Raw genomic sequence first — 23,657 nt, 5'->3', positions numbered from 1 at the left:
GATGAAGCTGAGTATGAAATCTCTGGCAGCACTGCTGATGATGCTGAACGGGGCGGTTATGGCGTCAGAAAACGTGAACACTCCTGAAAACCGCCAGTTCCTGAAGCAGCAGGAAAATTTAAGCAGACAACTGCGTGAAAAACCTGACCATCAGCTGAAAGCCTGGGCGGAGAAGCAGGTGCTGGAAACCCCCCTTCAGCGTTCAGATAACCATTTCCTGGATGAGCTGGTTCGTAAACAGCAGGCTTCGCAGGACGGGAAACCCCGGCAGGGTGCCCTGTATTTTGTGTCGTTTTCCATTCCCGAAGAGGGGCTGAAACGAATGCTGGGCGAAACCCGGCACTACGGTATACCCGCCACACTGCGGGGCATGGTGAACAATGACCTGAAGACCACCGCTGAAGCCGTGCTGTCCCTGGTGAAAGACGGCGCGACTGATGGTGTTCAGATCGACCCGACGCTGTTTTCACAGTACGGCATTCGCAGTGTACCGGCACTGGTGGTGTTCTGCAGTCAGGGATACGACATCATCCGGGGAAACCTGCGGGTCGGCCAGGCGCTGGAGAAAGTGGCCGCCACGGGTGACTGCCGGCAGGTGGCTCATGATTTACTGGCAGGGAAAGGAGATTCCGGGAAATGAAACGTATTTTACCTCTGATACTGGCTCTGGTTGCCGGCATGGCACAGGCTGACAGCAACAGTGATTACCGGGCCGGCTCTGATTTTGCTCACCAGATCAAAGGGCAGGGAAGCAGCAGTATTCAGGGCTTTAAGCCACAGGAGAGTATCCCCGGCTATAACGCGAATCCGGACGAGACAAAATATTACGGTGGCGTGACTGCCGGCGGGGATGGCGGCCTGAAAAATGACGGCACCACGGAATGGGCGACCGGTGAAACCGGAAAAACCATCACAGAGTCATTCATGAACAAGCCGAAAGACATTCTTTCACCGGATGCACCGTTTATCCAGACCGGCAGGGATGTGGTGAACCGGGCTGACAGCATTGTGGGAAACACCGGGCAGCAGTGCAGTGCGCAGGAGATTAGCCGGAGTGAATACACGAATTACACCTGTGAGAGGGATTTACAGGTGGAGCAGTACTGCACACGAACTGCCCGTATGGAGCTGCAGGGGAGTACCACATGGGAAACCCGGACGCTGGAGTATGAAATGAGTCAGCTACCTGCACGTGAAGTGAATGGTCAGTATGTTGTCTCCATTACCTCTCCCGTTACCGGTGAAATTGTCGATGCGCATTACAGCTGGAGTCGTACTTACCTGCAGAAGAGTGTACCTATGACAATTACAGTACTGGGAACCCCACTGAGCTGGAATGCCAAATACTCAGCAGATGCCTCATTTACACCAGTACAGAAAACACTGACTGCCGGTGTTGCTTTTACGTCATCTCACCCCGTCCGGGTCGGGAATACAAAATTCAAACGTCATACGGCAATGAAGCTGCGTCTGGTTGTCAGGGTAAAAAAAGCCTCGTACACCCCGTATGTTGTCTGGTCTGAAAGCTGCCCGTTCAGCAAGGAGCTGGGGAAACTGACAAAAACAGAATGTACGGAGGCTGGCGGGAACAGGACGCTGGTGAAAGACGGTCAGTCATACAGCATGTACCAGAGCTGCTGGGCATACCGGGACACGTATGTCACGCAGTCAGCAGACAAGGGAACCTGTCAGACCTACACCGACAATCCTGCCTGTACCCTGGTGTCACACCAGTGTGCCTTTTACTCCGAAGAAGGTGCCTGTCTGCATGAATATGCCACGTACTCCTGTGAGTCAAAAACATCCGGGAAAGTGATGGTCTGTGGGGGAGACGTCTTCTGTCTCGATGGCGAATGCGATAAGGCTCAGAGCGGGCAGAGTAATGATTTTGCCGAAGCCGTTTCTCAGCTGGCGGCACTGGCCGCAGCAGGTAAGGATGTTGCGGCGCTGAACGGGGTGGATGTCCGTGCTTTCACCGGTCAGGCGAAATTTTGTAAGAAGGCTGCAGCCGGATACAGCAACTGCTGTAAGGACAGCGGCTGGGGACAGGATATCGGGCTGGCCAAATGCAGCAGTGATGAAAAGGCCCTGGCTAAAGCAAAATCAAACAAACTGACCGTCAGCGTCGGGGAGTTCTGTTCGAAGAAAGTGCTGGGTGTCTGTCTGGAGAAAAAACGCAGCTACTGTCAGTTTGATTCGAAGCTGGCGCAGATAGTCCAGCAGCAGGGGCGCAACGGTCAGTTGCGTATCAGTTTTGGTAGTGCGAAGCATCCTGACTGTCGGGGGATTACGGTTGATGAGCTGCAGAAAATTCAGTTCAACAGACTGGATTTCACTAACTTCTACGAAGACCTGATGAATAACCAGAAAATCCCGGACAGTGGCGTTCTGACGCAGAAAGTGAAAGAGCAGATTGCTGACCAGCTGAAACAGGCAGGACAGTAAGGTATGGGAAATAACCGGGGGAAATGATGAAAGTCATATTCACGTCGAACCGTTTTATTGATTTTCTTATCCGGCTTTTGATTACAGCGATTGTCATTTCTCTGGTAATTATCTGGTCGTGGGATACGGTAAAAGAAACCACGGCAGACGGGATGCTTGCCGCTGCTTTCGTTATCCTTTACTCCGGTGTGCTCCTGTTTATTCTGTATTTTTGTTTTTCTGCCCTGACTGACCTGCAGAAACCTGATGAAAGAAAAAGTGATGAAAGGAATGAAGATGAATAAAGCATTACTGCCACTGTTACTCTGCTGCTTTATTTTTCCGGCGTCAGGAAAAGATGCAGGCTGGCAGTGGTATAACGAGAAAATAAATCCGAAGGAAAAAGAAAATAAACCTGTACCTGCAGCCCCCCGTCAGGAACCGGATATTATGCAGAAACTGGCCGCACTGCAGACGGCAACAAAGCGGGCGCTGTACGAAGCCATTCTGTATCCCGGCGTGGATAATTTTGTGAAATATTTCCGGCTGCAAAATTACTGGACTCAGCAGGCCGGGCTTTTCACCATGAGCGCCAGAAAGGCCATGCTGGCACATCCTGAACTGGACTATAACCTGCAGTACAGCCATTACAACGGCACGGTACGGAACCAGCTGGCAGCAGACCAGGCGCAGCAGCGACAGGCCATTGCGAAACTGGCTGAACACTACGGCATCATGTTTTTTTACCGGGGGCAGGACCCCATCGACGGGCAGCTGGCGCAGGTCATTAATGGCTTCCGGGATACCTATGGTCTGAGTGTTATTCCCGTTTCCGTGGATGGCGTGATTAATCCGCTGTTGCCGGATTCCCGGACTGACCAGGGGCAGGCGCAGCGCCTCGGCGTGAAATATTTCCCGGCCATGATGCTGGTTGACCCGAAACAGGGTAGTGTTCGTCCGTTATCATACGGTTTTATTTCGCAGGACGACCTGGCAAAACAGTTCCTGAATGTCTCTGAGGATTTTAAACCGAATTTTTAACCAAAGGATATATATGCATACAGGGGATTTGTGTTTTTTTACAGGTGCCAGCCTGTTTATCGTGGGGGTTGTTGGTTATTTCTTTACAGGACTAAATAATAAAGGAGTTTATCTACTGAGCTCGTTTGTCTTCTTTGTAGTAAATGTCATAAGTGTATGTATGCTGCCAGATAATTTCTTGTTTCTTTGTGGTGCGGTTATGAATCAGTGTGCCGTACCGGTTGTTTCAATGGCAGTCAGCACCATGCCGATTATCACGAAGTTTGACAGTTTCAGAAGGATGTTTATTTGTATTATGTTGTCAGCCATATGGTCTGGAGTGATGTGGTTTTTTATTATTTCATTAGTGAAATGACTGGTGCTAATTTGTCATAAATGCCAAATCCAATAGTGAGGTTGATTACCACAGACCAGAGGATAAACCAGACTGCTATCCAGTGACTTCTGAATAAATCACAAAAATAAACATAGATGATTAGAAATAGCCATATCACAACAGCGATAATTGCTATAAATAACAGTATCGTCACAAATAAATCAGCAAAGGTTTTAATGGGGAGAGTGTGCAATAATGAATACACCAGTAAAGCAAAAGCCGCATTACCTGATAATGACTCTCTTATGATGTTTCTCACTATTTCCAGTTTTTCTTTAAAAGATCGCTTTTCCATTTGTACCTCTGACTAATATCACACAAACGCGAATATTACAGACATGAATACTCTCATGTAAATAATAACCGGAGTTTAACATGATAAGTAAACGCAGATTCTCTTTACCCCGGCTTGATATTACGGGAATGTGGGTATTTTCCCTGGGCGTCTGGTTTCATATCGTCGCCCGTCTTGTTCACAGCAAACCCTGGATGGCTTTTTTTCTGGCGGAGCTGATTGCGGCCATCCTTGTGCTGTTCGGCGCATACCAGGTGCTGGATGCATGGATTGCCCGTGTCAGCCGGGAAGAGCGTGAGGCACTGGAAGCCAGGCAACAGGCCATGATGGCAGAGCAGCAGGAGGGCGGACATGTCTCTCACTAAATTACTGCCGGTTATTCTGTTGATGATGGCCACAGGTGTGCAGGCCTCCACCCGGGATGAAATTGAACGACTCTGGCATCCGCAGGGTATGGCTGCGCAGCCTGCACAACCGGCAGCAGACACGCCAGCCAGGACAGACAAGACAGAAAAGCCGGCTCCCCGCTGGTTCCGCCTCAGCAACGGCAGGCAGGTTAACCTGGCCGACTGGAAGGTGGTGCTGTTTATGCAGGGGCATTGCCCTTACTGTCACCAGTTTGACCCGGTACTGAAGCAGCTGGCACAGCAGTACGGCTTTTCCGTTTTTCCCTACACTCTGGATGGTCAGGGGGATATGGCCTTTCCGGAAGCATTACCGGTGCCACCGGACGTGATGCAGACCTTCTTCCCGAATATCCCGGTGGCCACACCGACCACCTTCCTGGTCAACGTCAACACGCTTGAGGCATTACCGCTTTTACAGGGGGCAACGGATGCCGCCGGTTTTATGGCGCGGATGGATACCGTTCTGCAGATGTACGGAGGGAAAAAAGGTGCGAAATAAGCAGGTGGTGTTACTCATTGCCGGAATATCCGGCATCGCGACGGGAATAATCGTCAGCCTGAATATTCCCTTTATCCGTCAGGGGCTTTTTTATCCCGCCAGTCCTGTAGAAATAGTCGTTTCGCTGTGTCTTACCTTTTCTGTTTCTGTTGTGTTTTTTGTGGGGGCAATTGTGGGATGGATTTCGGTGTCTGAAATATATTACAGCCGCATGACCGGTCTGAATGAATCATCAGTAATATCAGAGGAAACTTATAATGACAAAAAACAAAAAGAATCAGGAATTCAAAATCAGAAAAATTAGACGGAATATTGAGTATAGTTTCAGAGGTTCTGACAGATATTTTTATTTGTTTATTGTTTTCCTTGTTGCCGGAATTGTTTTATGGGCTGTTATGCACGTTATTTTCGATGTCTGTATTGATTCGTGGATGGCCGACCCGAAATTACTTAATTTCCAGTATATGTGGAATGTTCTGATGAAAGTCATTCCGTTTACGTTATGGGCGCTGGCAGCAAGGTTTCTTGTTACATTTTTTCTGTCCCCAATGTGCGAATTAATATTCGGAAATATCATGATATTCCTGCTGAAACGCCGTATGCGCCGGGAGAACACATTAAGGGAGGGCAAGAATGATGCCACGCATTAAACCTCTTCTGGTTCTTTGTGCTGCTTTACTGACGGTCACACCCGCAGCGTCAGCGGATGTGAACAGCGACATGAATCAGTTCTTTAACAAGCTGGGCTTCGCCTCCAATACCACCCAGCCGGGCGTCTGGCAGGGGCAGGCCGCCGGCTATGCTTACGGTGGCTCCCTGTATGCCCGTACTCAGGTTAAAAATGTTCATCTGATTTCCATGACGCTGCCGGATATCAATGCCGGATGTGGCGGCATCGACGCCTATCTCGGCTCGTTCAGCTTTATTAATAGCGAGCAGTTGCAGCGTTTTGTTAAGCAGATTATGAGCAATGCTGCCGGTTACTTCTTTGACCTTGCCCTGCAGACAACGGTGCCGGAAATCAAAACCGCAAAAGACTTCCTGCAGAAAATGGCAAGCGACATTAACAGTATGAACCTCAGTTCCTGCCAGGCGGCACAGGGGATTATCGGCGGGCTTTTCCCCCGGACGCAGGTGTCCCAGCAGAAAGTCTGTCAGGACATTGCCGGTGAGAGCAATATTTTTGCTGACTGGGCTGCTTCCCGGCAGGGATGTACCGTTGGCGGGAAATCTGACAGCGTCAGGGATAAAGCCAGCGACAAGGATAAGGAGCGGGTGACCAAAAACATCAACATCATGTGGAATGCGCTTTCCAAAAACAGAATGTTTGACGGCAACAAAGAGCTGAAAGAGTTTGTGATGACGCTGACCGGCTCACTGGTGTTTGGTCCCAACGGCGAAATCACACCGCTATCGGCCAGAACCACTGACCGCTCAATTATCCGGGCCATGATGGAAGGCGGTACAGCAAAAATTTATCACTGCAACGATTCTGACAAATGCCTGAAAGTGGTGGCAGACACACCGGTGACCATCAGCCGGGATAATGCACTGAAGTCTCAGATTACTAAACTTCTGGCCAGCATTCAGAACAAGGCTGTCAGTGACACGCCTCTGGATGACAAGGAAAAAGGCTTTATTTCCAGTACCACCATCCCCGTCTTCAAATACCTGGTTGACCCGCAGATGCTCGGTGTTTCCAACAGTATGATTTACCAGCTGACGGACTATATCGGTTACGACATCCTGCTGCAGTACATTCAGGAGCTGATACAGCAGGCCCGGGCGATGGTGGCCACGGGAAATTATGACGAAGCAGTTATCGAACATATTAACGACAATATGAATGATGCCACCCGGCAGATTGCGGCGTTTCAGTCACAGGTACAGGTGCAGCAGGATGCGCTGCTGGTCGTCGATCGTCAGATGAGCTACATGCGTCAGCAGCTTTCCGCCCGCATGCTCAGTCGTTACCAGAACAACTATCACTTCGGAGGGAGCACGCTGTGAATGAAGTTTATGTGATTGCCGGTGGTGAATGGTTGCGGAATAACCTGAACGCCATTGCCGCCTTTATGGGAACCAGGACGTGGGATTCCATTGAAAAAATTGCTCTCACCCTGTCTGTTGTTGCGGTGGCCTTTATGTGGGTACAGCGCCATAACGTGATGGATTTGCTGGGCTGGGCGGCGGTGTTTGTACTTATCAGCCTGCTGGTTAATATCCGTACGTCGGTGCAGATTATTGATAACAGTGACCTGGTCAAAGTCCATCGGGTGGATAATGTGCCGGTCGGACTGGCGATGCCACTTTCACTGACGACCCGTATCGGGCATGCAATGGTGGCCAGTTACGAGATGATCTACACGCAACCGGACAGTTTCACCTACAGCAAAACGGGGATGCTGTTTGGCGCAGAACTGGTATCAAAAAGCACCGACTTTTTGTCCCGCAATCCGGAAATCGCCAATCTTTTTCAGGATTATGTGCAGAACTGTGTGATGGGGGATATTTACCTGAACCACAAATACACGCTGGAGGAGCTGATGGCCTCCAATGATCCCTACACGCTGATTTTTTCCCGCCCCAGTCCGCTGCGGGGCGTTTATGACAGCAATAATAATTTCGTGACCTGTAAGGACGCGTCGGTTTCGCTGAAAGACAAGCTGAATCTGGACACACAGAGTGGCGGAAAAACCTGGCATTATTATGCCCAGCAGTTATTTGGTGGTCGCCCTGATCCGAACCTGTTGTTCAGTACGCTGATTGGCGACAGTTACCGTTACTTCTATGACTCAAGTAAATCAGCCAGCCAGATCATCCGCCAGAATGTCACCATTAATGCGCTGAAGGAGGGGATCACCAGTTATGCAGCACGTAATGGTGACTCAGCCAGCCTGGTGAATCTGGCCACCACGTCATCGATGGAGAAGCAACGTCTGGCACATGTCTCCATCGGTCATGTGGCGATGCGGACACTGCCCATGACGCAGACCATCCTGACGGGGATCGCCATCGGTATTTTCCCGCTCCTGGTACTGGCGGCTGTCTTCAACAAACTGACGCTGTCTGTCCTGAAAGGCTATGTGTTTGCCCTGATGTGGTTGCAGTCATGGCCAATGTTGTATGCCATTCTGAACAGCGCCATGACATTTTATGCGAAGCAGAATGGTGCACCGGTGGTGCTCTCGGAAATTTCACAGATACAGCTGAAATACTCCGATCTGGCTTCCACTGCCGGGTATCTTTCCATGATGATCCCGCCATTATCCTGGATGATGGTCAGGGGACTCGGGGCCGGATTTTCCAGTGTGTACAGCCATTTCGCTTCCTCTGCTATCAGCCCGACCGCCAGTGCGGCAGGCAGTGTGGTTGACGGTAATTACTCCTACGGCAACATGCAGACGGAAAACGTGAACGGCTTCAGCTGGAGCACCAACAGCACCACGTCGTTTGGTCAGATGATGTACCAGACCGGCAGTGGTGCAACCACCACACAGACCCGTGACGGTAATATGGTGATGGATGCAAGCGGAGCGATGTCCCGGTTACCGGTTGGTATCAATGCAACGCGTCAGATTGCAGCGGCACAACAGGAAATGGCCCGGGAGGCATCGAACAGAGCAGAAAGCGCCCTGCATGGGTTCAGCAGCAGTATTGCCAGTGCCTGGAACTCGCTCAGTCAGTTTGGTTCTAACCGGGGGAGCAGTGATTCTGTCACAGGTGGTGCTGACAGCACGATGAGCGCACAGGATTCCATGATGGCCAGCCGTATGCGCAGTGCAGTGGAAAGCTATGCGAAGGCGCATAATATCAGTAATGAGCAGGCGACTCAGGAACTGGCATCAACAAGTACCAGGCTATCTGGTGGAATGTATGCTGATGCTCATGCTGAATGGGGGGTTAAACCTAAAATTCTTGGTGTTGGTGGTGGGGTAGGCATCAGAGGTGGATTTAAGGGGAGCTTGGATGCAACGGATGATGACTCACATTCAGCAAGTAGTGGCAGCAGGGCTACCCATGATGCTCGCCATGATATCGATGCCAGAGCTACACAAGACTTTAAAGAGGCCAGCGATTACTTTACCAGTCGCAAAGTCAGTGAATCCGGCAGCCATACTGACAATAATGCTGATTCCCGTGTGGACCAGCTGTCTGCAGCCCTGAATTCAGCGAAACAGAGTTACGATCAGTACACGACGAATATGACCCGCAGCCATGAATATGCTGAAATGGCATCCCGTACTGAAAGCATGAGTGGGCAGATGAGTGAAGATCTGTCGCAACAGTTTGCACAGTATGTGATGAAACACGCACCGCAGGATGCCGAAGCTATTCTGACAAACACCAGTTCACCGGAGATTGCAGAACGCCGTCGGGCGATGGCATGGTCTTTTGTTCAGGAACAGGTGCAGCCTGGTGTTGATAATGCCTGGCGTGAATCCCGTGGGGATATTGGTAAAGGAATGGAGAGCGTACCTTCGGGTGGTGGCAGCCAGGATATTATTGCTGACCATCAGGGGCATCAGGCCATTATTGATCAAAGAACGCAGGACAGTAATATCCGTAATGATGTAAAACATCAGGTTGATAATATGGTCACAGAATATAAAGGGAATATCGGAGATACTCAGAATAGTATTCATGGCGAAGAAAATATTGTAGACAGACAATATTCAGAGTTAAAAAATAATCACAAACAGGAAGAAATTCAACAAAACAACAGATATAATGAAGAAAATAAACGACAGAAATTAATACCAACACCGTCTGAAGATGCGTTAAAACAGATGGTGGATGATAAGAAAGAACGATTGAAGGGGCCATTATGATCACTCACTATGATATAAAAATGGAGATGCAAAAACTAAAGGAGGTACTCTCTGTAGAGGGTGTTAATATCCCATCATTATTACAAGTCATAAAGCCGGGAACTTATGTGTTTTTATGGGTTTTATTATGGCCAACTTTTCTGCGTTTAGTATCGGTTAAAAGTGATGTCAGGGATGTTGGCTTTGATATATGTGCTAGTGGAATGATGGGGTTCCTGCTTTTTGTGGCTATTACAAATGGAATGATGTTATACCTTGCGATTCCTGATAGTTTCAGAAAGGATTCAAAAATAATAAATTTTATGTATTCTAAGAGTAAGACATATATTTTGTTGTTTTTGATTGTTTTTTCTATGGTTTCGTTTATGCATTCTATCTTATATGTTTTTGCACTAATGATTACATTCATATTATTTTTCTTGGTGTATACCATAGATATAAATCGTTATAATCTCTCAGCAATAGTCTCAGTAATAGGACTGTTCAAAAAAGAGTCTGTTAGTTAAAAGGATATTTTGGATGAAAACAAAAAAATTGATGATGGTTGCACTGGTCAGTTCCACTCTGGCCCTTTCAGGGTGTGGTGCGATGAGCACAGCAATCAAGAAGCGTAACCTTGAGGTGAAGACTCAGATGAGTGAGACCATCTGGCTTGAACCCGCCAGCGAACGCACGGTATTTCTGCAGATCAAAAACACGTCTGATAAAGACATGAGTGGGCTGCAGGGCAAAATTGCTGATGCTGTGAAAGCAAAAGGGTATCAGGTGGTGACTTCTCCGGATAAAGCCTACTACTGGATTCAGGCGAATGTGCTGAAGGCCGATAAGATGGATCTGCGGGAGTCTCAGGGATGGCTGAACCGTGGTTATGAAGGCGCAGCAGTTGGTGCAGCGTTAGGTGCCGGTATCACCGGATATAATTCCAGTTCTGCCGGTGCCACACTCGGTGTGGGCCTTGCTGCCGGTCTGGTGGGTATGGCTGCAGATGCGATGGTGGAAGATGTGAACTATACCATGATCACGGATGTGCAGATTGCAGAGCGTACTAAGGCAACGGTGACAACGGATAATGTTGCCGCCCTGCGTCAGGGCACATCAGGTGCGAAAATTCAGACCAGTACTGAAACAGGTAACCAGCATAAATACCAGACCCGTGTGGTCTCAAATGCGAACAAGGTTAACCTGAAATTTGAAGAGGCGAAGCCTGTTCTCGAAGACCAGCTGGCCAAATCAATCGCAAATATTCTCTGATTATCTTCCGGAGGCTGGTCTGACCGGCCTCCTGACTGACGCCTCGCTTTGCTCGTTGTCCAACCCCGGAAAGAAATAAAATAAATTTTATTTCTCCCCGGCGTTTCCGAAATAAATATGAAAACACTGAGCGGTTGTGCAAATTCTTTGTGCGACCGTGAAGTGTTGCCGGCGAAGCCGGAATTTAACGGTTATTAATCTTTTCATCATTAATAATCAGTCCGACTGACTTTTTTCTTCGGAATATCATCATGAGTTTTAACGCAAAGGATATGACCCAGGGCGGTCAGATTGCGTCCATGCGTATCCGCATGTTCAGCCAGATCGCCAATATCATGCTTTACTGCCTGTTTATTTTTTTCTGGATACTCGTTGGTCTGGTTTTATGGGTAAAAATAAGCTGGCAGACGTTTGTGAACGGCTGTATTTACTGGTGGTGTACCACGCTGGAAGGCATGCGGGATTTAATCAAGTCCCAGCCGGTATATGAGATCCAGTATTACGGCAAAACCTTCCGGATGAACGCTGCTCAGGTACTGCATGATAAATATATGATTTGGTGCGGAGAGCAGCTATGGTCCGCATTCGTTCTGGCCACAGTTGTGGCACTGGTTATTTGCCTGATTACCTTCTTTGTTGTCTCCTGGATTCTGGGGCGTCAGGGTAAACAACAGAGCGAAAATGAAGTCACAGGTGGTCGTCAGCTGACAGACAATCCGAAAGACGTTGCCCGGATGCTGAAAAAAGACGACAAGGACTCCGATATCCGGATTGGCGACCTGCCGATTATCCGGGATTCTGAAATCCAGAACTTCTGTCTGCACGGCACGGTCGGGGCCGGTAAGTCGGAAGTTATCCGTCGTCTGGCCAACTACGCCCGTAAGCGCGGTGATATGGTGGTGATTTATGACCGTTCAGGGGAATTTGTTAAAAGTTACTATGATCCCTCCATCGATAAAATCCTGAATCCGCTGGATGCCCGCTGTGCCGCATGGGATTTATGGAAGGAGTGTCTGACACAGCCGGATTTTGATAATACGGCAAATACCCTGATCCCGATGGGCACAAAAGAGGACCCGTTCTGGCAGGGTTCAGGACGTACCATTTTTGCGGAAGCGGCGTACCTGATGCGTAATGACCCCAACCGCAGCTACAGCAAACTGGTGGACACTCTGCTTTCCATCAAAATCGAAAAACTGCGTACCTTCCTGCGTAATTCACCGGCGGCCAACCTGGTGGAAGAGAAAATCGAGAAAACGGCGATTTCCATCCGTGCTGTGCTGACCAACTACGTGAAAGCCATCCGTTACCTGCAGGGGATTGAGCATAACGGTGAGCCCTTCACCATCCGTGACTGGATGCGTGGTGTCCGGGAAGATCAGAAAAACGGCTGGCTGTTTATCTCATCGAACGCCGACACCCATGCCTCCCTGAAGCCGGTGATCTCCATGTGGCTGTCCATTGCCATTCGTGGTCTGCTGGCAATGGGAGAAAACCGTAAACGTCGTGTGTGGTTTTTCTGTGACGAGTTACCCACGTTACACAAACTGCCTGACCTGGTGGAGATCCTGCCGGAAGCCCGTAAGTTCGGTGGCTGTTATGTGTTTGGTATCCAGTCCTATGCCCAGCTGGAAGATATCTACGGTGAGAAAGCGGCTGCCACGTTGTTTGACGTCATGAACACCCGTGCCTTTTTCCGTTCTCCCAGCCATAAGATTGCAGAGTTCGCTGCCGGTGAGATTGGTGAGAAAGAGCACCTGAAAGCCAGCGAGCAGTATTCCTACGGTGCTGATCCGGTACGTGACGGGGTATCGACCGGTAAGGATATGGAGCGCCAGACGCTGGTCAGTTATTCCGACATTCAGTCTCTGCCGGATCTGACCTGTTATGTCACCCTGCCCGGACCGTATCCGGCAGTAAAACTCTCTCTGAAATATCAGACACGACCGAAGGTCGCTCCGGAGTTTATTCCGCGTGACATCAACCCGGAAATGGAGAACCGCCTGAGTGCCGTACTTGCCGCAAGGGAAGCAGAAGGTCGTCAGATAGCCAGCCTCTTCGAACCGGATGTCCCGGAGGTTGTTTCCGGAGAAGACGTGACTCAGGCTGAACAGCCGCAACAGCCGCAACAGCCGCAACAGCCGCAACAGCCGCAACAGCCGCAACAGCCGGTGTCTCCTGCCATCAACGATAAGAAGTCAGATTCAGGTGTGAATGTTCCGGCAGGGGGGATCGAGCAGGAGCTGAAAATGAAACCGGAAGAAGAGATGGAACAGCAACTGCCACCCGGGATCAGTGAATCCGGTGAAGTGGTGGATATGGCCGCTTATGAGGCATGGCAACAGGAAAATCATCCGGACACCCAGCAGCAGATGCAGCGTCGTGAAGAGGTGAACATTAATGTGCACCGGGAGCGCGGGGAGGATGTTGAGCCGGGAGATGATTTCTGATGATGAGTATCGCACAGGTCAGATCGGCCGGAAGTGCCGGTAACTATTATACCGACAAGGATAATTACTATGTACTGGGCAGCATGGGAGAACGCTGGGCCGGCAGGGGGGCTGAACAGCTGGGACTGCAGGGCAGTGTCGATAAGGATGTTTTTACCCGTCTTCTGGAGGGAAGGCTGCCGGACGGAGCGGATCTAAGCCGCATGCAGGATGGCAGTAATAAGCATCGTCCCGGCTACGACCTGACCTTCTCCGCCCCCAAAAGTGTCTCCATGATGGCCATGTTAGGTGGCGATAAGCGCCTGATTGATGCACATAACCAGGCCGTGGACTTTGCTGTTCGTCAGGTGGAGGCGCTGGCCTCCACACGGGTGATGACGGACGGACAGTCAGAAACGGTACTGACCGGTAATCTGGTGATGGCACTGTTTAACCACGACACCAGTCGCGATCAGGAACCACAGTTACACACGCATGCGGTGGTAGCTAATGTCACGCAGCATAACGGTGAGTGGAAGACACTGAGCAGTGACAAAGTGGGGAAAACGGGGTTCATTGAGAATGTGTACGCTAATCAGATTGCCTTTGGCAGGCTCTACCGGGAAAAACTGAAAGAGCAGGTTGAGGCGCTGGGCTATGAAACGGAAGTGGTGGGTAAGCACGGTATGTGGGAAATGCCGGGCGTACCGGTGGAGGCCTTTTCCGGACGCTCACAGACTATCCGGGAGACCGTCGGGGAGGACGCCTCGCTGAAATCCCGGGATGTGGCGGCGCTGGATACGCGTAAATCCAAACAGCACGTCGATCCTGAAATCAAAATGACCGAGTGGATGCAGACGCTGAAGGAAACCGGGTTCGATATCCGGGCGTATCGTGACGCAGCGGAACAACGGGCATATACCCGCACGCAGACACCCGGACCAGCTTCACAGGACGGGCCGGATGTGCAGCAGGCGGTGACACAGGCGATTGCCGGATTAAGTGAACGCAAAGTGCAGTTTACGTACACGGACGTGCTGGCCAGGACGGTCGGCATACTGCCGCCGGAAGCCGGTGTGATTGAGCGGGCACGCGCCGGTATCGATGAGGCCATCAGCCGTGAGCAGCTTATCCCCCTCGATCGTGAGAAGGGGATGTTCACGTCCGGGATTCATGTGCTCGATGAGCTGTCAGTCCGGGCACTCAGTCGTGACATCATGAAACAGAACCGGGTGACCGTACATCCGGAGAAAAGTGTCCCCCGGACGGCCGGTTACAGCGATGCCGTCAGTGTTCTGGCACAGGATCGCCCGTCGCTGGCCATTGTGTCCGGGCAGGGCGGTGCAGCCGGGCAGCGTGAGCGGGTGGCTGAACTGGCAATGATGGCCCGGGAGCAGGGGCGGGAGGTGCAGATTATCGCCGCTGACCGTCGCTCGCAGATGAACCTGAAGCAGGATGAACGGCTGTCCGGTGAGCTGATAACCGGACGTCGTCAGCTGCAGGAGGGCATGGCCTTCACGCCGGGCAGTACCGTTATCGTCGACCAGGGCGAAAAACTCTCCCTGAAAGAGACGTTAACCCTGCTGGACGGTGCCGCACGTCATAACGTACAGGTCCTGATAACCGACAGCGGGCAGCGAACCGGTACAGGCAGTGCGCTGATGGCCATGAAGTATGCCGGGGTGAACACGTATCGCTGGCAGGGCGGAGAACAGCGACCGGCAACCATCATCAGTGAACCGGACCGGAATGTCCGCTATGACCGGCTGGCCGGAGATTTTGCGGCCAGCGTGAAAGCCGGAGAAGAGAGCGTGGCACAGGTCAGCGGGGTACGGGAACAGGCCATACTGACACAGGCCATTCGCAGTGAGCTGAAAACACAGGGCGTGCTCGGACACCCGGAGGTGACCATGACCGCCCTGTCACCGGTCTGGCTGGACAGCCGGAGCCGTTATCTGCGGGATATGTACCGACCGGGGATGGTGATGGAGCAGTGGAACCCGGAGACACGCAGTCATGACCGCTATGTTATCGACCGGGTGACGGCGCAGAGTCACAGCCTGACCCTGCGGGATGCGCAGGGCGAAACGCAGGTGGTGCGTATTTCCTCCCTGGACAGCAGCTGGTCGCTGTTCCGGCCGGAAAAAATGCCGGTGGCAGACGGCGAGCGACTGAGGGTGACAGGGAAAATTCCCGGACTCCGCGTCTCCGGCGGTGACCGCCTGCAGGTGGCATCCGTCAGTGAAGATGCGATGACGGTTGTTGTGCCGGGGCGGGCTGAACCGGCCACCCTGCCTGTGGCTGATTCACCGTTCACGGCACTGAAGCTGGAGAACGGCTGGGTGGAAACGCCCGGGCATTCCGTCAGTGACAGTGCGACGGTGTTTGCCTCCGTCACACAGATGGCAATGGACAACGCCACCCTGAACGGTCTGGCCCGCAGCGGTCGTGATGTCCGGCTGTATTCCTCACTGGATGAAACCCGTACTGCGGAAAAACTTGCCCGCCATCCCTCCTTTACGGTGGTTTCTGAGCAGATAAAGGCGCGGGCCGGTGAGACATCGCTGGAAACCGCTATCAGTCTGCAGAAAACCGGGCTGCACACGCCGGCACAGCAGGCCATTCATCTGGCCCTTCCTGTGCTGGAAAGTAAAAACCTGGCCTTCAGCATGGTGGACCTGCTGACAGAGGCGAAGTCGTTTGCTGCAGAAGGAACCGGTTTTACTGAACTGGGAGGGGAAATCAATGCGCAGATAAAACGCGGTGACTTACTGTATGTGGATGTGGCAAAAGGCTATGGCACAGGCCTGCTGGTTTCCCGTGCGTCGTATGAGGCAGAAAAAAGTATTCTTCGCCATATTCTCGAAGGTAAGGAGGCGGTCACGCCGCTGATGGAGAGAGTACCCGGCGAACTCATGGAGACGTTAACGTCGGGACAGCGTGCCGCCACCCGTATGATACTGGAAACGTCCGACCGTTTCACGGTGGTACAGGGTTATGCCGGGGTGGGTAAGACCACACAGTTCCGGGCGGTGATGTCAGCCGTGAACATGCTGCCGGAGAGTGAGCGTCCCCGTGTCGTTGGGCTGGGGCCCACGCACCGTGCGGTCGGGGAGATGCGCAGCGCCGGCGTGGATGCACAGACACTGGCGTCCTTTCTGCATGACACGCAGCTGCAGCAGCGCAGCGGAGAAACGCCGGATTTCAGCAACACGCTGTTCCTGCTCGATGAGAGCTCAATGGTGGGCAATACCGACATGGCACGGGCATACGCCCTGATTGCGGCCGGTGGCGGTCGTGCTGTGGCCAGCGGTGACACGGACCAGCTGCAGGCCATCGCGCCCGGTCAGCCTTTCCGTCTCCAGCAGACGCGCAGTGCTGCCGATGTGGCCATCATGAAGGAGATTGTGCGTCAGACGCCGGAACTGCGGGAGGCGGTATACAGCCTGATTAACCGGGATGTGGAAAAGGCACTGTCCGGGCTTGAGAGTGTGAAACCGTCTCAGGTGCCACGTCTGGAGGGCGCATGGGCACCGGAGCACTCCGTGACGGAGTTCAGTCACAGCCAGGAAGCGAAACTGGCAGAAGCGCAGCAGAAGGCGATGCTGAAAGGCGAGGCTTTCCCGGATATCCCCATGACACTGTATGAAGCCATTGTCCGCGACTATACCGGCAGGACACCGGAAGCACGGGAGCAGACGCTGATTGTCACGCACCTGAATGAGGACCGGCGCGTACTGAACAGCATGATTCATGATGCACGGGAAAAGGCCGGTGAGCTGGGGAAAGAGCAGGTCATGGTGCCTGTCCTGAACACAGCGAATATACGTGACGGGGAGCTGCGTCGTCTCTCCACCTGGGAGAATAACCCGGATGCCCTTGCCCTGGTGGATAGTGTGTATCACCGGATTGCCGGTATCAGCAAGGATGACGGGCTGATAACCCTGGAGGATGCGGAAGGTAACACGCGGCTGATTTCGCCCCGGGAGGCGGTGGCTGAAGGTGTCACACTGTACACCCCGGACAAAATCCGGGTGGGGACCGGCGACCGGATGCGCTTCACGAAGAGTGACCGGGAGCGCGGTTATGTGGCCAACAGCGTCTGGACGGTGACAGCGGTTTCCGGTGACAGTGTCACGCTGTCAGACGGACAGCAGACCCGGGTGATTCGCCCCGGCCAGGAGCGGGCAGAGCAACATATTGACCTGGCTTATGCCATCACCGCCCACGGTGCGCAGGGGGCGAGTGAAACCTTTGCCATCGCGCTTGAAGGCACGGAAGGTAACCGGAAACTGATGGCCGGCTTTGAGTCAGCCTACGTGGCCCTGTCGCGTATGAAGCAGCATGTGCAGGTGTACACCGATAACCGTCAGGGCTGGACGGATGCCATTAACAATGCCGTACAGAAAGGAACTGCCCACGATGTGCTGGAGCCGAAACCGGACCGGGAGGTCATGAATGCGCAGCGGCTGTTCAGTACGGCACGGGAACTGCGGGACGTGGCGGCAGGCCGTGCCGTTCTCCGTCAGGCGGGGCTGGCCGGGGGAGACAGTCCTGCACGGTTTATTGCTCCGGGACGTAAATATCCGCAACCGTATGTGGCACTGCCGGCTTTTGACCGTAACGGCAGGTCCGCCGGTATCTGGCTGAACCCACTGACCACGGATGACGGAAACGGGCTGCGGGGATTCAGCGGTGAAGGCCGTCCGTGGAATCCCGGTGCCATCACCGGTGGCCGCGTGTGGGGGGATATTCCGGATAACAGCGTCCAGCCGGGAGCCGGAAATGGTGAACCGGTCACGGCAGAGGTACTGGCACAGCGGCAGGCTGAAGAGGCCATCCGCCGTGAAACGGAACGCCGCGCAGATGAAATTGTCAGGAAAATGGCAGAGAACAAACCTGACTTGCCGGACGGCAAAACAGAGCTGGCTGTCAGGGATATTGCCGGGCAGGAACGTGACCGGACTGCCACTTCTGAACGGGAAACCGCACTGCCGGAGAGTGTGCTGCGTGAATCACAACGGGAACGGGAAGCGGTCCGGGAGGTTGCCCGGGAAAATCTGCTGCAGAGGCTTCTGCAGCAGATGGAGCGGGATATGGTTCGTGACCTGCAGAAAGAGAAAACCCTGGGCGGAGACTGATACAGGAAGACAAACACTGATGACAACGGATAACACGAACACGATACGTAACGATTCACTGGCTGCACGGACCGATACCTGGTTGCAGTCATTTCTGGTCTGGTCACCCGGACAGCGGGATATCATCAAAACGGTGGCACTGGTGCTGATGGTACTGGACCACATCAATCTGATATTCCAGCTGAAGCAGGAATGGATGTTTCTGGTCGGGCGTGGGGCCTTTCCGCTTTTTGCCCTGGTGTGGGGGCTGAATCTGTCCCGTCATGCGCATATCCGGCAACCGGCCATTAACCGGCTGTGGGGATGGGGAATTATTGCCCAGTTCGCATATTATCTGGCAGGCTTTCCCTGGTATGAGGGGAATATCCTGTTTGCCTTTGCAGTGGTGGCACAGGTGCTGACGTGGTGTGAAACGCGCAGTGGGTGGCGTACAGCAGCGGCCATTCTCCTGATGGCCCTGTGGGGGCCTTTGTCCGGCACCAGTTACGGCATTGCCGGGCTGCTGATGCTGGCAGTCAGCCACCGGCTGTACCGGGCGGAAGACAGAGCGGAACGTCTGGCGCTGGTCGCCTGCCTGCTGGCTGTTATTCCGGCGCTTAACCTTGCCACCAGTGATGCAGCGGCGGTGGCTGGTCTTGTGATGACGGTGCTGACCGTTGGTCTGGTGTCGTGTGCAGGAAAATCATTACCCCGTTTCTGGCCCGGAGACTTTTTCCCGACGTTCTATGCCTGTCATCTGGCTGTGCTGGGCGTTCTGGCGCTGTGACGGGTGTGGTATCTTTGGCCGCAAGAGGATGATTCGTCAGAGGCAGAACACAGCATGACAGAGCAGAAGCGACCGGTACTGACACTGAAGCGGAAGACAGAGGGAACAGCGCCTGTCCGCAGCCGGAAAACCATCATCAATGTCACCACGCCACCAAAATGGAAGGTGAAAAAGCAGAAACTGGCCGAGAAAGCGGCCCGGGAAGCAGAGCTGGCGGCAAAAAAAGCGCAGGCCAGACAGGCGCTGTCCATTTATCTGAACCTGCCCTCACTGGATGAGGCCGTGAATACCCTGAAGCCCTGGTGGCCGGGATTATTTGACGGTGACACGCCCCGGCTTCTGGCCTGCGGTATCCGGGACGTGTTACTGGAAGACGTGGCGCAGCGGAATATCCCGCTCTCGCATAAAAAACTGCGCAGGGCGCTGAAGGCCATCACCCGTTCAGAAAGCTATCTGTGTGCCATGAAAGCCGGTGCCTGCCGGTATGACACGGAAGGGTATGTGACGGAGCATATTTCTCAGGAGGAGGAAACGTATGCGGCAGAGCGTCTGGATAAAATCCGCCGCCAGAACCGGATAAAGGCAGAACTTCAGGCCGTGCTTGATGAGAAATAAAAAAAAGCCTCCCTCAGAGAGAGGAGGCAGGGAAATAAGGCTTAAAAGGAAATAACTTCCGTACCCGAAAGGAAGCCAATTCAGTAGATTATTTAACACCATAATACTGACGGGTTAAAGAGGAGTGATAAAGATGAATGGATTCAGAAACAGTTCACGGAACGGTCAGGTCTGGTGCTGGCAGCGTGCCGGAAGCCGGGCCGTTATTCTGGAGGTCAGTGGACGCTGGATGGAAGCGGCAGAAGGATGGCGACGGGCTGCCTGTGTTGCGCCCCGGACAGACTGGCAGCAGTTTGCCCGAAAAAGGGCTGAACACTGCCACCGGCGCTGCCGGGGAAGGGTGTAACGAAAAAAGCAGCCTTCATTACTCCAGGGATTCAGAAGGCTGAATAATGCATGAGATTTGCTTTTTTTAATATCCGGTCGGGCAGTATGACCGGACAGTTCTGAGTAGCACAGAGTTTTTTCCGTATTAAGTCGTGATTTTATATTTTGTGATTAATTTCACAAAATAAGGTGTTATTCAGTGTGTGCTGCAATATTCAGGATGCCTGAAATACAGGTGCTATTTATCTGATATGGAGAATAACATGAGGAAATATATTCCACTGGTATTATTTATCTTTTCATGGGTAATGACTCCAACTTATTGATAGTGTTTTATGTTCAGATAATGCCCGATGACTTTGTCATGCAGCTCCACCGATTTTGAGAACGACAGCGACTTCCGTCCCAGTGTAACCGGCTCATTTAAACCGTCTGGTCTGTTTCCTCCGGCTCTACAAAAATAATGTCCATCATTTTTAATGGACACTATCGTATGAAACACCGGACCTGGATCACTGAAGCTTTACGTCTTCACTTTGAAGAACATTTACCCCGGGTTGTGGCCGGGCGTCGCCTGGGTGTACCAAAATCAACAGTTTGTAGTATGTTCGTGCGCTTTCGGAGAGCTGGCCTTTCGTGGCCTTTGCCCGCAGGCATGTCGGAGCAGGAACTTGATGCCTGCCTTTACGGACAATTTTCCACGGTACCAGTCGTACGTCCTGAAAGCACCGTTATATCCGAAGCCCCCGTGGTAAAAAAACGTCCCCGGCGGCCCAACTTCCCTTATGAGTTTAAAATCGCCTTAGTGGAGCAGTCACTGCAGCCCGGAGCCTGTGTGGCGCAGATCGCCCGGGAAAACGGAATCAACGATAACCTGCTCTTCAACTGGCGCCATCAATACCGGAAAGGTGGCCTGCTGCCTTCCGGAAAAAATATGCCGGCACTGCTTCCCGTGACGTTAACGCCGGAGCCGGATAATAAAATCCCGGCCCCCGCACAGGAACCAGAGCAGATAAATACACCGTCCGACAGTCTGTGTTGTGAGCTGGTTCTGCCGGCCGGAACTCTCAGGCTTAAAGGTAAACTGACGCCGGCGTTATTACAGACACTTATCCGCGAAATAAAAGGGAGCAGCCACTGATGATATCTCTCCCTGCAGGTTCGCGTATCTGGCTGGTTGCAGGTATCACCGATATGCGAAATGGCTTTAACGGCCTGGCATCAAAAGTTCAGAACGTCCTGAAGGATGACCCGTTCTCCGGACACCTGTTCATCTTCCGCGGACGCCGGGGTGACCAGATAAAAGTGTTGTGGGCTGACAGTGACGGACTGTGCCTCTTCACCAAACGCCTGGAGCGGGGCCGCTTCGTCTGGCCAGTCACCCGTGACGGCAAGGTGCACCTTACTCCGGCTCAGTTATCCATGCTTCTTGAAGGTATCAACTGGAAGCACCCGAAACGAACGGAACGCGCTGGAATCCGCATATAACCCGTTGTAAAGTGAGGATATGGACACCTCACTTGCTCATGAGAACGCCCGCCTGCGGGCACTGTTGCAGACGCAACAGGACACCATCCGCCAGATGGCTGAATACAACCGCCTGCTCTCACAGCGGGTGGCGGCTTATGCTTCCGAAATCAACCGGCTGAAGGCGCTGGTTGCGAAACTGCAACGTATGCAGTTCGGTAAAAGCTCAGAAAAACTTCGTGCAAAAACCGAACGGCAGATACAGGAAGCACAGGAGCGAATCAGCGCACTTCAGGAAGAAATGGCGGAAACGCTGGGTGAGCAATATGACCCGGTACTGCCATCCGCCCTGCGCCAGTCTTCAGCCCGTAAACCGTTACCGGCCTCACTTCCCCGTGAAACCCGGGTTATCCGGCCGGAAGAGGAATGCTGTCCTGCCTGTGGTGGTGAACTCAGTTCTCTGGGATGTGATGTGTCAGAGCAACTGGAGCTTATCAGCAGCGCCTTTAAGGTTATCGAAACACAACGTCCGAAACAGGCCTGTTGCCGGTGCGACCATATCGTGCAGGCACCAGTACCTTCAAAACCCATTGCACGCAGTTATGCCGGAGCGGGGCTTCTGGCCCATGTTGTCACCGGGAAATATGCAGACCATCTGCCGTTATACCGCCAGTCAGAAATATACCGTCGTCAGGGAGTGGAGCTGAGCCGTGCCACACTGGGGCGCTGGACAGGTGCTGTTGCTGAACTGCTGGAGCCGCTGTATGACGTCCTGCGCCAGTATGTGCTGATGCCCGGTAAAGTCCATGCTGATGATATCCCCGTCCCGGTCCAGGAGCCGGGCAGCGGTAAAACCCGGACAGCCCGGCTGTGGGTCTACGTCCGTGATGACCGTAACGCCGGTTCACAGATGCCCCCGGCGGTCTGGTTCGCGTACAGTCCGGACCGGAAAGGTATCCATCCACAAAATTACCTGGCCGGTTACAGCGGTGTGCTTCAGGCCGATGCTTACGGTGGTTACCGGGCGTTATACGAATCCGGCAGAATAACGGAAGCCGCGTGTATGGCTCATGCCCGGAGAAAAATCCACGATGTGCATGCAAGAGCGCCCACCTACATCACCACGGAAGCCCTGCAGCGTATCGGTGAACTGTATGCCATCGAGGCAGAGGTCCGGGGCTGTTCAGCAGAACAGCGTCTGGCGGCAAGAAAAGCCAGAGCCGCGCCACTGATGCAGTCACTGTATGACTGGATACAGCAACAGATGAAAACACTGTCGCGTCACTCAGATACGGCAAAAGCGTTCGCATACCTGCTGAAACAGTGGGATGCACTGAACGTGTACTGCAGTAATGGCTGGGTGGAAATCGACAACAACATCGCAGAGAACGCCTTACGGGGAGTGGCCGTAGGCCGGAAAAACTGGATGTTCGCGGGTTCCGACAGCGGTGGTGAACATGCGGCGGTGTTGTACTCGCTGATCGGCACATGCCGTCTGAACAATGTGGAGCCAGAAAAGTGGCTGCGTTACGTCATTGAACATATCCAGGACTGGCCGGCAAACCGGGTACGCGATCTGTTGCCCTGGAAAGTTGATCTGAGCTCTCAGTAAATATCAATACGGTTCTGATGAGTCGCTTACGTCCCAGTCGTCCCAGCCGTGCCAGGTGCTGCCACAGATTCAGGTTATGCCGCTCAATTCGCTGCGTATATCGCTTGCTGATTACGTGCAGCTTTCCCTTCAGGCGGGATTCATACAGCGGCCAGCCATCCGTCATCCATATCAC

22 protein-coding genes and 2 pseudogenes are annotated in these 23,657 nt (G+C 52.8%); 21 read left to right on the top strand and 3 right to left on the bottom strand.

All coding sequences use genetic code 11. From position 1 onward, the window contains the following. Window position 1 precedes the first annotated feature (1 nt). Genes trbC through trbA form a run of 5 tightly spaced genes read left to right on the top strand, consistent with a single transcriptional unit; the run spans window position 2 to window position 3,820 of the window. Window positions 2-640 (top strand): type-F conjugative transfer system pilin assembly protein TrbC, encoded by a 639-nt coding sequence (gene trbC / locus ACJHYW_RS21055; RefSeq protein WP_021518374.1) that lies wholly within the window; start codon window positions 2-4, stop codon window positions 638-640. Beyond that, on the top strand, window positions 637-2,445 hold the full coding sequence (traN, locus tag ACJHYW_RS21050; protein ID WP_000821840.1) for a type-F conjugative transfer system mating-pair stabilization protein TraN: 1,809 nt from the start codon (window positions 637-639) through the stop codon (window positions 2,443-2,445). The genes trbC and traN overlap by 4 nt, the downstream gene beginning before the upstream one ends. Before the next feature lie 26 nt (window positions 2,446-2,471). Then, the gene (locus ACJHYW_RS21045; protein WP_000864312.1) at window positions 2,472-2,729 is read left to right on the top strand and encodes a conjugal transfer protein TrbE; all 258 of its coding nucleotides are present in this window, start codon (window positions 2,472-2,474) and stop codon (window positions 2,727-2,729) included. After that, window positions 2,722-3,465: a type-F conjugative transfer system pilin assembly protein TraF gene (gene traF, locus ACJHYW_RS21040; protein ID WP_001030378.1), complete on the top strand. Its 744-nt coding sequence runs from the start codon at window positions 2,722-2,724 to the stop codon at window positions 3,463-3,465. Before ACJHYW_RS21045 ends, traF begins: the two co-directional genes overlap by 8 nt. Window positions 3,466-3,478: 13 nt before the next feature. Next, window positions 3,479-3,820, top strand: coding sequence for a conjugal transfer protein TrbA (gene trbA, locus ACJHYW_RS21035; protein ID WP_000556794.1), 342 nt, complete (start codon window positions 3,479-3,481; stop codon window positions 3,818-3,820). Here trbA and ACJHYW_RS21030 read toward each other — a convergent pair. Continuing rightward, entirely contained in the window at window positions 3,801-4,136 is a 336-nt protein-coding gene (locus ACJHYW_RS21030) for a hypothetical protein (RefSeq protein WP_000415571.1), read from the bottom strand. The genes trbA and ACJHYW_RS21030 overlap by 20 nt on opposite strands. 80 nt (window positions 4,137-4,216) lie before the next feature. Between ACJHYW_RS21030 and traQ the strand changes: the two genes are divergently transcribed. From traQ to ACJHYW_RS20965, 13 genes are all read left to right on the top strand, one after another. Next, entirely contained in the window at window positions 4,217-4,501 is a 285-nt protein-coding gene (traQ, locus tag ACJHYW_RS21025) for a type-F conjugative transfer system pilin chaperone TraQ (RefSeq protein WP_000624105.1), read from the top strand. Continuing rightward, entirely contained in the window at window positions 4,488-5,042 is a 555-nt protein-coding gene (gene trbB / locus ACJHYW_RS21020; protein ID WP_001553830.1) for a type-F conjugative transfer system pilin assembly thiol-disulfide isomerase TrbB, read from the top strand. The genes traQ and trbB overlap by 14 nt, the downstream gene beginning before the upstream one ends. Further along, on the top strand, window positions 5,032-5,346 hold the full coding sequence (trbJ, locus tag ACJHYW_RS21015; RefSeq protein ID WP_023149603.1) for a P-type conjugative transfer protein TrbJ: 315 nt from the start codon (window positions 5,032-5,034) through the stop codon (window positions 5,344-5,346). Before trbB ends, trbJ begins: the two co-directional genes overlap by 11 nt. Continuing rightward, window positions 5,300-5,692: an F-type conjugal transfer protein TrbF gene (gene trbF / locus ACJHYW_RS21010; RefSeq protein WP_000164675.1), complete on the top strand. Its 393-nt coding sequence runs from the start codon at window positions 5,300-5,302 to the stop codon at window positions 5,690-5,692. The genes trbJ and trbF overlap by 47 nt, the downstream gene beginning before the upstream one ends. Next, on the top strand, window positions 5,679-7,052 hold the full coding sequence (gene traH, locus ACJHYW_RS21005; protein WP_021518370.1) for a conjugal transfer pilus assembly protein TraH: 1,374 nt from the start codon (window positions 5,679-5,681) through the stop codon (window positions 7,050-7,052). The genes trbF and traH overlap by 14 nt, the downstream gene beginning before the upstream one ends. Beyond that, window positions 7,049-9,874 carry a conjugal transfer mating-pair stabilization protein TraG gene (traG, locus tag ACJHYW_RS21000; RefSeq protein ID WP_001553826.1) on the top strand — a complete coding sequence of 942 codons (2,826 nt, stop codon included), beginning with the start codon at window positions 7,049-7,051 and terminating at the stop codon, window positions 9,872-9,874. Before traH ends, traG begins: the two co-directional genes overlap by 4 nt. Continuing rightward, window positions 9,871-10,380, top strand: a complete 510-nt coding sequence (gene traS / locus ACJHYW_RS20995; RefSeq protein ID WP_000628100.1) for a conjugal transfer entry exclusion protein TraS — start codon at window positions 9,871-9,873, stop codon at window positions 10,378-10,380. Before traG ends, traS begins: the two co-directional genes overlap by 4 nt. A 13-nt stretch (window positions 10,381-10,393) precedes the next feature. Beyond that, the gene (gene traT / locus ACJHYW_RS20990; protein ID WP_000850424.1) at window positions 10,394-11,125 is read left to right on the top strand and encodes a conjugal transfer complement resistance protein TraT; all 732 of its coding nucleotides are present in this window, start codon (window positions 10,394-10,396) and stop codon (window positions 11,123-11,125) included. Between the two features lie 251 nt (window positions 11,126-11,376). Then, complete coding sequence (traD, locus tag ACJHYW_RS20985) at window positions 11,377-13,575, top strand: type IV conjugative transfer system coupling protein TraD (RefSeq protein WP_046464200.1); 2,199 nt, start codon at window positions 11,377-11,379, stop codon at window positions 13,573-13,575. After that, window positions 13,575-18,695: a conjugative transfer relaxase/helicase TraI gene (traI, locus tag ACJHYW_RS20980; RefSeq protein WP_013362805.1), complete on the top strand. Its 5,121-nt coding sequence runs from the start codon at window positions 13,575-13,577 to the stop codon at window positions 18,693-18,695. The genes traD and traI overlap by 1 nt, the downstream gene beginning before the upstream one ends. Window positions 18,696-18,714: 19 nt before the next feature. Continuing rightward, window positions 18,715-19,461 (top strand): conjugal transfer pilus acetylase TraX, encoded by a 747-nt coding sequence (gene traX / locus ACJHYW_RS20975; protein ID WP_023149624.1) that lies wholly within the window; start codon window positions 18,715-18,717, stop codon window positions 19,459-19,461. A 54-nt stretch (window positions 19,462-19,515) separates the two neighbouring features. Next, the gene (locus ACJHYW_RS20970; protein WP_000139363.1) at window positions 19,516-20,076 is read left to right on the top strand and encodes a fertility inhibition protein FinO; all 561 of its coding nucleotides are present in this window, start codon (window positions 19,516-19,518) and stop codon (window positions 20,074-20,076) included. A gap of 133 nt (window positions 20,077-20,209) precedes the next feature. Beyond that, window positions 20,210-20,422, top strand: a complete 213-nt coding sequence (locus ACJHYW_RS20965) for a hypothetical protein (protein ID WP_005012601.1) — start codon at window positions 20,210-20,212, stop codon at window positions 20,420-20,422. Window positions 20,423-20,722: 300 nt separating this feature from the next. Here ACJHYW_RS20965 and ACJHYW_RS20960 read toward each other — a convergent pair. Continuing rightward, window positions 20,723-20,812: pseudogene (locus ACJHYW_RS20960) on the bottom strand (IS1 family transposase); the annotation flags it as partial. Window positions 20,813-20,866: 54 nt separating this feature from the next. Between ACJHYW_RS20960 and tnpA the strand changes: the two are divergent. The 3 genes from tnpA to ACJHYW_RS20945 are packed head-to-tail and all read left to right on the top strand — an operon-like array spanning window position 20,867 to window position 23,482. Then, window positions 20,867-21,544: an IS66-like element accessory protein TnpA gene (gene tnpA / locus ACJHYW_RS20955; protein ID WP_001339397.1), complete on the top strand. Its 678-nt coding sequence runs from the start codon at window positions 20,867-20,869 to the stop codon at window positions 21,542-21,544. After that, window positions 21,544-21,891: an IS66 family insertion sequence element accessory protein TnpB gene (tnpB, locus tag ACJHYW_RS20950; RefSeq protein WP_000624622.1), complete on the top strand. Its 348-nt coding sequence runs from the start codon at window positions 21,544-21,546 to the stop codon at window positions 21,889-21,891. The genes tnpA and tnpB overlap by 1 nt, the downstream gene beginning before the upstream one ends. A 19-nt stretch (window positions 21,892-21,910) precedes the next feature. Further along, the gene (locus ACJHYW_RS20945) at window positions 21,911-23,482 is read left to right on the top strand and encodes an IS66-like element ISCro1 family transposase (protein WP_023149734.1); all 1,572 of its coding nucleotides are present in this window, start codon (window positions 21,911-21,913) and stop codon (window positions 23,480-23,482) included. A gap of 37 nt (window positions 23,483-23,519) precedes the next feature. Here ACJHYW_RS20945 and ACJHYW_RS20940 read toward each other — a convergent pair. Continuing rightward, window positions 23,520-23,657, bottom strand: a pseudogene (locus ACJHYW_RS20940) (IS1 family transposase); the annotation flags it as partial.

The sequence above is a fragment of the Escherichia sp. WS3063 genome (genome assembly GCF_046486595.1).
GTDB lineage: Bacteria > Pseudomonadota > Gammaproteobacteria > Enterobacterales > Enterobacteriaceae > Escherichia > Escherichia coli.
The sequence above is the reverse complement of the archived record's forward strand: the minus strand, read 5'-3'. Positions and strand labels throughout refer to the sequence as shown.